Origin of the sequence: unidentified bacterial endosymbiont, from assembly GCF_918797525.1 — a bacterium.
Taxonomy (GTDB): domain Bacteria; phylum Pseudomonadota; class Gammaproteobacteria; order Enterobacterales; family Enterobacteriaceae; genus Enterobacter.
In genome coordinates, this window is sequence record NZ_OU963893.1 from 4,373,765 (window position 1) to 4,384,472 (window position 10,708).

General features: G+C 54.2%; 12 protein-coding genes and 1 pseudogene. 2 read left to right on the forward strand and 11 right to left on the reverse strand.

Going from position 1 to position 10,708, the window contains the following annotated elements; genetic code table 11:
* Positions 1–60: 60 nt before the first annotated feature.
* From dagF to NL510_RS21000, 8 genes are read right to left on the reverse strand one after another with little or no spacing between them, the layout of a single operon-like run.
* Positions 61–801, reverse strand: a complete 741-nt coding sequence (dagF, locus tag NL510_RS20965) for a 2-dehydro-3-deoxy-phosphogluconate aldolase (RefSeq protein ID WP_253380021.1) — start codon at positions 799–801, stop codon at positions 61–63.
* Positions 798–1,916 carry a DgaE family pyridoxal phosphate-dependent ammonia lyase gene (locus tag NL510_RS20970; RefSeq protein ID WP_253380023.1) on the reverse strand — a complete coding sequence of 373 codons (1,119 nt, stop codon included), beginning with the start codon at positions 1,914–1,916 and terminating at the stop codon, positions 798–800. The genes dagF and NL510_RS20970 overlap by 4 nt, the downstream gene beginning before the upstream one ends.
* On the reverse strand, positions 1,900–3,033 hold the full coding sequence (locus NL510_RS20975; RefSeq protein ID WP_253380026.1) for an amidohydrolase/deacetylase family metallohydrolase: 1,134 nt from the start codon (positions 3,031–3,033) through the stop codon (positions 1,900–1,902). The genes NL510_RS20970 and NL510_RS20975 overlap by 17 nt, the downstream gene beginning before the upstream one ends.
* Positions 3,034–3,075: 42 nt before the next feature.
* A complete protein-coding gene (locus NL510_RS20980; protein WP_253380028.1) occupies positions 3,076–3,717 on the reverse strand; it encodes a DUF4310 family protein in 642 nt (213 codons plus the stop codon).
* Positions 3,718–3,730: 13 nt separating this feature from the next.
* Positions 3,731–4,507, reverse strand: a complete 777-nt coding sequence (locus tag NL510_RS20985; protein ID WP_253380030.1) for a DUF4311 domain-containing protein — start codon at positions 4,505–4,507, stop codon at positions 3,731–3,733.
* Between the two features lie 22 nt (positions 4,508–4,529).
* Positions 4,530–4,829, reverse strand: coding sequence for a DUF4312 family protein (locus NL510_RS20990; protein ID WP_108367487.1), 300 nt, complete (start codon positions 4,827–4,829; stop codon positions 4,530–4,532).
* 2 nt (positions 4,830–4,831) lie between these two features.
* Positions 4,832–5,194: an SFCGS family glycine-rich protein gene (locus NL510_RS20995; RefSeq protein WP_253380032.1), complete on the reverse strand. Its 363-nt coding sequence runs from the start codon at positions 5,192–5,194 to the stop codon at positions 4,832–4,834.
* Between the two features lie 10 nt (positions 5,195–5,204).
* Positions 5,205–5,543, reverse strand: coding sequence for a glycine dehydrogenase (locus tag NL510_RS21000; protein WP_253380034.1), 339 nt, complete (start codon positions 5,541–5,543; stop codon positions 5,205–5,207).
* 345 nt (positions 5,544–5,888) lie between these two features.
* Between NL510_RS21000 and NL510_RS21005 the strand changes: the two are divergent.
* Positions 5,889–6,041 (forward strand): annotated as a pseudogene (locus NL510_RS21005) (Hok/Gef family protein); the annotation flags it as partial.
* 71 nt (positions 6,042–6,112) lie between these two features.
* Here NL510_RS21005 and cybC read toward each other — a convergent pair.
* Positions 6,113–6,499 (reverse strand): cytochrome b562, encoded by a 387-nt coding sequence (gene cybC / locus NL510_RS21010; RefSeq protein WP_253380036.1) that lies wholly within the window; start codon positions 6,497–6,499, stop codon positions 6,113–6,115.
* A gap of 40 nt (positions 6,500–6,539) precedes the next feature.
* The gene (gene pmbA, locus NL510_RS21015; protein ID WP_253385051.1) at positions 6,540–7,892 is read right to left on the reverse strand and encodes a metalloprotease PmbA; all 1,353 of its coding nucleotides are present in this window, start codon (positions 7,890–7,892) and stop codon (positions 6,540–6,542) included.
* 95 nt (positions 7,893–7,987) lie between these two features.
* On the opposite strand from pmbA, the gene yjgA reads away from it, so the two are divergent.
* On the forward strand, positions 7,988–8,539 hold the full coding sequence (yjgA, locus tag NL510_RS21020) for a ribosome biogenesis factor YjgA (protein WP_253380038.1): 552 nt from the start codon (positions 7,988–7,990) through the stop codon (positions 8,537–8,539).
* Between the two features lie 38 nt (positions 8,540–8,577).
* Here yjgA and NL510_RS21025 read toward each other — a convergent pair whose 3' ends face one another.
* On the reverse strand, positions 8,578–10,698 hold the full coding sequence (locus tag NL510_RS21025; RefSeq protein ID WP_301308578.1) for a peptidase domain-containing ABC transporter: 2,121 nt from the start codon (positions 10,696–10,698) through the stop codon (positions 8,578–8,580).
* Between the last annotated feature and the right edge of the window lie 10 nt (positions 10,699–10,708).

Below are 10,708 nucleotides of genomic sequence, written 5' to 3' on the forward strand. Positions count from 1 at the left end.
ATCCAGGATGGACTGCCGACCGGGGATGGCATACTGCCATCCGCCGTTGGCGAGTGGTAGTTATTTCACGAGTTTCTTCGTCATCGCCAGCAGGGTACGCACATCTTCAGGCCGCGTATCGCCGCTGGCATTATCGATAATCGAGCTATAAATATGCGGAATGATTTTGCTGACCCCCGCATCCAGCGCGATCTGCAGGATCGTTTCAAAATTGTCCAGATCGATACCGCCGGTCGGCTCCAGCCAAAAATCGAGATGCGCACAGGCTTGCGCCACCGCGCGGTACTCTTCGCGGCAGGTAAGGCCGCCCATCGGGAAATATTTGATGGAACTGCCGCCGAAATCTTTCAGCAGGGCTATTGCGGTCTCTACCGGAACAATACCGTCCGGTGCCGCGCTGCTTAGCGGGCCGGTGGAAATTTTGACCTTTCCGACAGTGCCGGTCGGGGAGACCAGACCGTTGACCACCGAGTCGTTTTGCCCCAGCAGCGCACGGCTGGTGGCCACGCCGGTGAAGACCTGGTTAACGTGCTGCGGCTGTACCTGGCGGGAGATCTCACTTACCATCGCCGACTGGTTCGGATCGCCCGCGCCCAGCCCTACCGAGAGCGCGTTATCAATCAGCCCCGCGTACTCACGCATATCAGCGACCGCGCTCGCCACGTTCGGATAATTTTTGGAGAGCACGCCCACCAGAACATGGCCTTCTGCTGCCGCGTAAATGGCGCTGGCGTTGGCTTTGGAGCCTGCCAGCACGTTCAGGCAGACGCGGTCACGGTAAAAGTTGGGGGTCAGTTTCATGCGTTTTTCTCCTGGCCGACTACTTCGCTAATACGGTGATAGACAATGTTCAGTTGATCGGCGTTTACGCTGCGCACATCCGCTTCGATAATCCCTTCGTTGGCCTTGTAGCCACGGAAATAAATGGCATATTCGCCCTGCTTCAACGCGTTCACCAGCTCGCCGGTGCCGACGCCGGTGGTCGCTTCATCAAATTTAATTTCGGTGCGGGCAATATCGCGCCCGGCGCTGTCCCAGATCACGCGGGCAGTGACGCCGTTCAGGGTATTGAGCGCATTAATAAACGGCGTCATTTTTGCCACCATCTCAGCCCCGCTCTCTTTGGTCGCCGTCAGGTAATGTTCGATAGCGCAGGTCAGGCCCAGAATGCCCTCTTTACCGACCTTCATCGCGCGGCCAATCCCTGCCGTCTGGCGCTTCACCCACTCAACGTACTGGGTTCTGCCGATCACCAGCCCGCTGGTGGGCCCTTCTATAGCCTTCGCGCCGCTGTAGATCACCAGATCGGCACCGGATCGATAGTACGCGTGCAGATCCTCTTCCGCCGCCGCATCGACGATCAGCGGTAAACTATATTTACGCGCCACAACCACCGCCTGCTCGACGCTGAGCATGCTTTTCTGCACGCAGTGGTGAGACTTAATATAGAGGATCGCCGCCGTACGCGGCGTGATCGCCGCCGCCAGCTGTTCGGCGGAACATTCGTTGGCGTAACCCGCTTCCACCAGCCTGCCGCCACCCAGCGCCACCATGGTCCCCACCGGTGCGCCAAAGTTGACGTTGTGGCCTTTCGGCAGGACAATTTCGTTGTTCTCAATCGGCGTCACGTGCAGGTTTTCCAGCAGCCAGTCGCTGTCTTTGACCAGCACCGCCGCCACGGATTGAGCAATGCCCGCAGAGGCGCAAGAGACCACGGTCGCCCCTTCGACATCCAGCAGCTTAGCAATATATTCCCCGGTTTTGTTGACCAGATCCTTCATCTCAAAATAGTGATTCATGCCGTCCATCGCCGCCTGTACCACTTCCGGGCGCGGCGTGGAGACCCCCAGCGCCGTCATGCGGCCAGAGGTGTTAATAACCTGCTTTAAATTGTACTTTTCATAAATCGAAGGCATGTTCCGTGCTCCCCAGTTCGGTCATGTAGCCCTTGCCCGCGCGGATCGCGGCCAGCGGCACCAGAATGTATTCAGCCTGCAGGCTGTCGTTTTCGGCATCCACCAGCAGCGTCGGTTGGCGTTTAACGGTGAATAGCGTTAGATCGGCGTCAAGGCCGGGCGCAATACGCCCTTTGCGCGTCAGACGCAGCCCGTCAGCGGCGTTCGCGGTCACGCAATCAATCACCTGCGCCAGCGACATGCCGATGGCAAGAAATTTCGACATCACGCTCGCCAGGCTGCCCACCGGGCCGTTGATGCGGTTGCGGCAGTAGATATCCGAGCTGATGGTGTGCGGCAGGATGCCCATCGCGATGGCGCGTTTCGCCACCTCGAAGCTGAAGCTCGCCGTGCCGTGACCGACGTCCAGACGCACGCCGCGCTTCAGGGCCGAGGTAATGGAGGCACGCAGCTCACCGGAAGGGGTCAGGATGCGGTTTGGCTTGCCGTTGTAGCAGTGGGTAATGATGTCGCCGGAACTCAGCAGCCCGGCGATCTCATCGAGGTTCGGCGGGTTATTGCCAATGTGCACCATCAGCGGCAGGTCACCGTTCTCTTTCTGGATGGCTTTCGCGCGCACCAGCGGGGTAATACCGTTCGCACCGACCACGCTGCTGCTCATCCGCGCCTTCAGGCCGACGATAAAATCCGGGTGGCGCTTTACCGCCTGCTTGACCGCGTCGGCATCGACGTTGGTCATGTTGGCCAGTTCGTTCTGGGCAATCAGCCCCACGCGGGAGATGTTTAACAGGGCAAATACCTCGGTCGAGGCCTTGCGGGTAATCGCGTAGAAATCATCCACGTCGTCGGCGCCGGTACTGCCTGCGTCCACCACGGAGGTCACGCCGGTGGCAATGCCCACGCTGTCCGGCTGGTCGTGGTAAATCGGCGAGTTCGGGTAACAGTGAACATGGGAGTCAATCCAGCCTGCGCTGACGAACACTTCACCGTTTAGCTCAACCGTTTTCTGTGCGGCAGCAGTAATCTCGCCCAGCGCCGCGATCTTCCCGTCCTGAATGGCGATATCGATCAGGGTATCGTCGGTAAGGCGCGCACGGCGCAGGAGTAAATCAAACATGAGGATCTCCTGATAAGGCGGGCACCTGAGCGCCCGCGGGTATTAAAGGGCGATCGGGAACAGCCAGCCTAACAGCATAGCGCCAAGGATCGCGCCCCCGGTAATCGGCTTCTGCCAGATGTAGAACAACAGTGCGCCCAACAAGGAACCGATGCCAATTGGAATGGAGGCGGTCATGGCGCTGAGGATAATCAACGGCCCGAGGAAGCGCCCGGAAGCATTGCCTGCGCCCATCATCACGTCTGCGCCGTAGGTGGAGTTGCTCTGATTAATGGTGAACTTACGCGCCAGGATGATGACGTAACCAATCGCCAGACCAATCACCAGGCCGGTAATCAGCGAGGCGATAAAGTTGGTCACCGGGAACATGATGCCCGCCCCCAGCAGCAGCGCCGGCACGCCGAGGCCCACGCCGGTCTGGATCGCACCGCCGATATCGAGAATACCGACCAGGGATCCTTCAATGATCCGGGCGAACAGGAAGCTCGCACCGAACGCGGCCACCGCGCCGTAAACGCCGGTATCTATTCCCGCTTTCAGCATCGCCACAAAGGCCACTTCGTTAAACGCGCCGATGCCGTAGAGATAGTACATGTGCGTCCCGGCAAAGACGCCGGAGGAGAGCAGGCCAACGAAGATCGGGAATGACCAGTCGGCATACCAAAAACCTTTATTCTGTTCCATTCAGAGGCTCCTGTTATTTACCGCTGAGCGAGTTGTGGATCATCTCGAGCCAGTTCGGCACGGTCAGATGGAAGGATTCGATCATCTTCATGTCGAAGCCGCGGAAGAAGCCGCTCAGCACAAACAGCGCCACGATGGCGATCATCATGACTTTGGTAACGTGGTTCCAGCCGCTCTCTTCAACGCCTTTACCGATCAGGATACCCAGTACCAGACCCGGTACAGCGTTCCCCATAATCAGCTGTGCTGCGCCGCCAAACACCGTGGCCCAGAAGCCGGATTTTTTCCCCGCATCGATAGCGGCCAGCCAGAAGATCACCGGCATGACAATGTTGACCAGCAGGTTAGCCGCGGGCACCAGCACCTTCACGGCGGTGACCTGAAGCGCAGCCGGAACCGACGAGGCGGTAAGGTTAAGGAAGGTGACAACGATCATGCCGATGACGCCGCAGGCAATCGCCATTTTGCGTGGGTCATGCAGCGTTTCGCCGACGTTACGGTTTTTGATCATCAATGCCGCCGCGCCCCAGTTGGGGATAATACGGTGGTCAACGTCCTGGGTGAAAGCACCTGCGGCCACGGAAGAGGCCCAGGCGTTAAAGAAGAAGCCTAATCCAAAGGAAAAGTGAGAAGCCGGGTCCCCTTCACAGGAGTTCAGTTCCCCCAATGTACGGAACGCGCCCATACCCTGAGTTCCAGGCGCATGAAACATGCGTGCTGCCCCGGCCCCCACACCGACGCCAACCAGGCCGCCGATGATGAGTGACTTTATTAATATAATTAAGAACATCAGTCTGCCCTTTTATGAATATTCAACGTTGCGTGACGAAATCCACCTGGTCGAGATTGATGGCGGTCACGTTGACGGTCACATCCAGCTCCACGCTGTAGGTGCGTCTTTCCCGGCGCAAAAAGAAGAACAGAAAAGCTTCTTTACGCACCGCTTCTTGCGCCTGAACGACCTGCACATCCTGTGGCTCAATACGCAGTAAGATATGCGGCGAGGCTTTCATCACCGCGGCCTGAACGTGGTTGAGCGCATCGGCAAAGGCGCGCGCTTTGGCGTCGCCTTTTCCCTTCACTCGCACCGTGGTCGTGAAATGTTCTTTCATACTTATGCGCCGTACTTCTTCTGCCACGCCTGCATCAGACGCTCGCCCAGCTCTTCTTTATCCATAAAGCCGAAGCCCAGCACGTTGCAGCCTTCATTGATGGCCGTGACGCCCTCTTCCACTGAACGCATACCGTATTTGGCTTTGTAGCCGTATTTGGTTTGGGCGGTGATGGCGCCCGCGCCGCCACTACCGCAGAAAGAGATGCCGAAAGTGGCATTTTCCGCTTTCATAACATCACCCAGTTTCATATCTGCCGCCATGCCCGGCACAACAACCGCGCGTCCACCAGCTTTTTCCACACCGGCAGCCACTTTCTGACCTTTACCCAGGCGATCGCCAATCACGACTGTAATCTGTTCCATGTGTTGCTCCTTAAAGGTTGTCTTTCGCGACTTCGAAGTGAACGGAGAGCAGCCAGGCTTCTTCATCAGGAAGGTTGCCAAACTGCGCCACCACTTCGCGGGCGAGTTGCATTGAATCGGGTGAAATTTCGTCAAACAGATCTGCTTCGACCTCCGGCAACGGCTCGCCGGTCACGGACCGGTGCGCCATCGCGCGGACGTGAGAGGTCAGCATCTGCTCCTGTACCGCATTGGGGATGATATTGTGCCGGGCCAGCAGGGCATACACCTGCGACAGCATAGTGGTGGCGAGCTGCTCTGTATGTATCGCCTGATCCCCAACGTCGTTCATTACCGCTCCGTTAATCACTGGTCTTACCCCGTTAATGGCTCTGAAAGTAAACTAACGTTGAGGGGACATTGTTTGTAGCGAGTTATTTTCCACTTCGAAGTGGAAAGAGGAGCAGCAGCAGTGATCTGTTCCACATAAATGCGTTGAATATGGATAAAACACTATATTTGCGTGATGAATATCACGCTATTAAGCGGTCATACACGTCCAGGCGGAGTGGAAAAGATTACGAGCGGACTCGTAGAAATGTGATGTGGATAAGGTTTTCTTATGGGTAACCGCTAGAGTGGCGGCGGGTGCTTGAAACGACACGTCGGACCGTGGAGTTCGCTACCTCGCCCGCTTCAAAGCAAGGAAGCATCCATGAAACGCCAATCCCCAACTATCCGGGTTTTAATGATTGTTGCTTTGACAATAATCATCTTAACGCTGGTGACGAGGAAAACACTGTGCGAGATCCGTTTTCGTAACGGCTCGCCTGAAGTGACAGCGCGGATGGATTATCGCTCCGGAAAGTCAGGAGCAACGATGCGGGGGCGCGTAATGCGCCTCCGCATACGGAGAGGACGTACAGCTCAGGCACCCAATTAACGGTACTTTTTGTGATAGGTATTGCGCGTAGCGACAAACTGGTCGGCTGCCGCCCGGGCTTCCTTCACTTTGCCTTCGTTAGCCAGCTTCAGCGCACCGTCAATCTGCCCGACCAGCTCGTCAAAGCCGTGGCGGTAGTCTTTCATCTCAGCACTGTCAGCAGGTTTGCTTTCCAGCTTCGGCGGCGTGGCTTTCTGGGCGTCCAGCGCGGCTTCACGCATTTTGGTTAGTGCGTCTTTCATCTCCGCCGCATTGTCCGTTTTCTGCACGACCTTCAGATTTTCGCTAAGGATATCCATGTTGTCTTCGAGATCGGCAGCAAACGTAGCTGAGCCAAGAACCAGCGTTGAAGCCGCGACGATCGCTAACAGGTGTTTACGCATTGCTCACTTCCTTTTTTTTATTATTAACAAAACGCTATCTCTATTGACCCGCAATTTTCATTTCGGGCAGAAGAACAGAACCACACTGTATATTGCTGCGTCTTTCAATATCGTTCCCGACCGTAACGATGTTGCGCCACATCTCTTTCAGGTTACCGGCGATGGTAATTTCGCTCACCGGATACTGAATTTCGCCGTTTTCGACCCAGAAGCCCGCTGCGCCGCGCGAATAGTCCCCGGTGATGCCGCTCACGCCCTGGCCCATCAGTTCGGTAACGACCAGACCGGTGCCCATCTCTTTCAGCATCTGCTCAAAGCTCAGCCCCTGGCCTTCGATACGCCAGTTATGAATGCCACCCGCATGGCCGGTGCTTTTCAGCCCCAGCTTACGTGCGGAGTAGTTGGTCAGCAGCCATTGGGTCAGAATGCCGTCTTTAATGATATCGCGACGTTCAGTGCGCACGCCTTCACTGTCGAACGGCGTAGAAGCCAGCCCTTTCAGCAGATGAGGGTGTTCTTCAATAGTCAGCCACGCCGGCAGGATCTGCTTGCCGAGCGAGTCGAGCAGGAAGGTCGATTTACGGTAAACCGAGCCACCCGCAATAGCCCCCACCAGGTGACCAAACAGGCCAGTTGCCACTTCATTGGCGAAAATGACCGGGGCCTTCATGGTAGATAACTTACGCGGAGACAAACGTGAAAGAGTACGCCGGGCGCATTCGGCGCCAACCCATTCCGGAGACTGCAAGTCGCCCATTGCCCGGCCGATGGTGTAGGCATAGTCACGCTCCATGTCACCGTTTTCTTCCGCTATCACACAGCTGGAGAGCGAGTGACGGGTTGAGCAGTAGCCCTGCAGCATACCGTGGCTGTTGCCGAAAACTTTGATGCCGTAGTGGCTATTAAAACTGCCGCCTTCGGTATTGGTGATACGATTATCGGCTTGCAAAGAGGCCTGCTCGGCACGCGCGGCCATTTCGATCGCCTCGTCTGGGGTGACTTCAGCCGGGTGGAAGAGATCGAGATCCGGGGCATCGAACGCCAGCAGCTCTTTATCGGCAACGCCCGCGTAAGGATCGGGGGAGGTATACCGCGCGATATCCAACGCGGCCTGCACCGTACGGGCAATGGCATCCGGGCTGAGATCGGTTGATGACGCGCTTCCCTTGCGGTTCTGATGATAAACCGTAATCCCCAGGGCGCCATCGCTGTTGAATTCCACATTCTCCACTTCGCCATAGCGGGTACTCACGCTAATCCCGGTGGTTTTGCTAACCGCCACTTCCGCGCCATCTGATTTCCCTGAAGCGAGGTTCAGCGCGGTGGAGACGGCTTCTTCCAGAATCTTACGCTGCGCTTCAACTTGTGAGGTTACTTTCATCGCTAATGCCATACTGTAAGAGAGAGTTAACTGAAGTCTAACAGAGAACCGTTTTTCAGTGCGCGTCTTAACTGGTAACATTAGCCTCTTTTTTTAAGGAGCCTGACATGACTAAGCAGCCCGAAGACTGGCTCGACGACGTTCCCGGTGATGACATCGAAGACGAAGATGATGAGATCATCTGGGTCAGTAAAAGTGAAATTAAACGTGACGCCGAAGAGTTAAAACATCTTGGTGCGGAACTGATAGAACTGGGTAAAAATGCGCTGGATAAGATCCCGCTTGACCAGGATCTGCGTGATGCCATTGAACTGGCACAGAAAATCAAGAAAGAAGGCCGTCGTCGCCAGCTTCAGCTTATCGGTAAAATGCTGCGTCAACGTGACGTCGACCCAATCCGCCAGGCGCTGGACAAGCTGAAAAACCGTCACAACCAGCAGGTTGCCCTGTTCCATAAACTGGAGCAGATCCGCGATCGTCTGATTGAGCAGGGTGATGACGCCATACCTGAGGTGCTAAATCTGTGGCCAGACGCAGACCGCCAGCAGTTGCGCTCTTTGATTCGCAATGCGAAAAAAGAGAAAGAAGGGAACAAGCCGCCGAAGTCTGCGCGTCTGATTTTTCAGTATCTGCGCGAGCTGGCTGAAAACGAGGAGTAAGGAACGCGCCCCGCACTGCGGCGCGTCCTGGAGACAACTTAACGCGTCGCCGTAGCCACCTTCACCTGAACAGCCTTTGCGGGCTGTTCGCTCTTCGCCATACCCGGTAATTTGTCTGGCGCGCAATCGCGGATGATTTTGCCCCCCTTCATCACCAGCACGCGGTCGAAATATTTCAGCAAATAGCGACGATGGGTCACCATTACCAGCGTCTTATTGTGTATAAAATGGTCGAGGTGCTCAAATATGCGCTGCTCGGTGACTTCATCCATGCTTGAGGTCGGTTCATCCCAGAGATAGATTTCCGCTTCACTGCTCAGGCTTCTGGCCAGCAGGAGCTGCTGATTTTGTCCTGAAGAGAGATTTCGCGCCATAAAGCTTACCGGGTAGCGCAGCCCCATAGGGTGCTGCAGCACAAAACCACAGTGGGTGACCTGGAGCGCTTCTATCACCCGCTTACGGTTATTACACGTCTTAAGCGAAAAATTGCTCTCAATGCTGCCGGTAAATAAGGTGTCCTGATTGGTGACCATGCTAATGAAACGGCTAAAAAAGTTTTGTGCCAGATGGCGGGAGTTATAACCGTCATACATGATACTGCCTTCGGTGGGCGGGCAATAACCGGACAGCAAAGAAACCAGCGAACTTTTTCCCGAACCGCATTCGCCAATGATGGCCACCCGCTGTCCTTTAGGGATATCCAGGGTGATGTTGTCGAGTGCTTTAGGCAACTGAGGATCGTACTGATAATTCACCGCCCGCAGTGCAATATCTCCCTGCAGGCTGACCACAGACTGCAGTAACTTTTGTTCCTGCTCCTGTGACACAAACATCTTCATTAAATCGGTGATGGTTTTATTGGTGGTGAATATGGTTGAAAGGGTTGAGGAAAGCCCGGAAATAATGCCAGACATTCGCCCGGAGACGATCACCGATGAAACGATGGCGCCGGTGGTGATTTCACCTTTAATGACCAGGAAGAAGGCAAAAACCATCAGCAAAATTTGATTCAAATTCGACATCGCGCTGAGCGCAGATTGATAATAAACTCCCGCCTTGCGAATTTTCAGACTGAGCCACGACTGATTATTACTGCTGTTCACCCAATCCAGCATAAGGTTTTTATTGTTCAGCGTATGAATTGTACGCAAAGAATAGAGCAGTTCGGTAATAAAAACGTTGCGATTAGACTGACTCTCCTTCATTTTATCCATCAGCACTTCTGTATATTTATAGTTTACCCACGCCAGCACCAGCGATAAAATCATCAGCGTCACCGGTATAAAGACCAGCAGACCGAGGTTCACATAGATAATAATGCTAAAAATAATAAAAATGGGAATGTCAGACATACGCTGAAAAACGGAGTTCAACAGCACCGGCTTTATTTTTTGAAATTCGGTCCACAAAATAAAAACGGAGGACATCGAGCTGGTTTTGGTGGTGTTATAGATTAGTGATTCAACAAAGGAGACATCGACATTGACGTCTTCCTGTCGTGAAACGATAGACTGGTAAATATCTTTCGACGATCGTAATAAGAACTCAAAGATAACAAATACCAGTACAATCGCGGTGACGCCAAACAGAGAGGCGACAGAAGAGCTGGGAACCAGCTTGTCGTAATAGAGGTTACTGAATACGGGGATCGTCAGCGCAAAGAGTGCCATAAACAGCGCAGAAAAAAAGTATTTACTGTAAAATACTTTATTATTACGCAGCCCCGTCTTCAGTATTTCGCTGATACGGATAGAATCACTCATACCACTCAGCGGCTGAATAAGAAACACCGACAGTTCATTCAGTTGGTTCCGTTCGCACTCTATTACGCCAAACTCATTGTTGCGTGAAACCAGCTGCAATCCGCCTTCCTGACAGCCGACGCATACCATCCACTGCATAGAAGAAGTTAAGATGATTAACGGCATATGCTCGTTTAGGAGGTCTTCCGGGCGGGAAAATTTTACCTCATGGATGACCAACCCTAACGATAAAAAATAATTTTTGATCTGCACTTCATGCGCCGGATCGTTTTTATCATAGTGCGAGAGAGTAACCGGGATACTTTTCTCGTCTATCTCAATACGTGAGTCGTGATTTTTTGCAATATATTGCATCACGCCCGCGAGACCTAAATCATATAACGTAAAGTCGTTCATTGAATTTATA

Bases quoted from the DNA above. Each gene is read 5' to 3' on its own strand.
- dagF (WP_253380021.1), bottom strand. From the start codon at position 801: ATGAAACTGACCCCCAACTTTTACCGTGACCGCGTCTGCCTGAACGTG.
- NL510_RS20970 (WP_253380023.1), bottom strand. From the start codon at position 1,916: ATGCCTTCGATTTATGAAAAGTACAATTTAAAGCAGGTTATTAACACC.
- NL510_RS20975 (WP_253380026.1), bottom strand. From the start codon at position 3,033: ATGTTTGATTTACTCCTGCGCCGTGCGCGCCTTACCGACGATACCCTG.
- NL510_RS20980 (WP_253380028.1), bottom strand. From the start codon at position 3,717: ATGGAACAGAATAAAGGTTTTTGGTATGCCGACTGGTCATTCCCGATC.
- NL510_RS20985 (WP_253380030.1), bottom strand. From the start codon at position 4,507: ATGTTCTTAATTATATTAATAAAGTCACTCATCATCGGCGGCCTGGTT.
- NL510_RS20990 (WP_108367487.1), bottom strand. From the start codon at position 4,829: ATGAAAGAACATTTCACGACCACGGTGCGAGTGAAGGGAAAAGGCGAC.
- NL510_RS20995 (WP_253380032.1), bottom strand. From the start codon at position 5,194: ATGGAACAGATTACAGTCGTGATTGGCGATCGCCTGGGTAAAGGTCAG.
- cybC (WP_253380036.1), bottom strand. From the start codon at position 6,499: ATGCGTAAACACCTGTTAGCGATCGTCGCGGCTTCAACGCTGGTTCTT.
- pmbA (WP_253385051.1), bottom strand. From the start codon at position 7,892: ATGGCATTAGCGATGAAAGTAACCTCACAAGTTGAAGCGCAGCGTAAG.
- yjgA (WP_253380038.1), top strand. From the start codon at position 7,988: ATGACTAAGCAGCCCGAAGACTGGCTCGACGACGTTCCCGGTGATGAC.
- NL510_RS21025 (WP_301308578.1), bottom strand. From the start codon at position 10,698: ATGAACGACTTTACGTTATATGATTTAGGTCTCGCGGGCGTGATGCAA.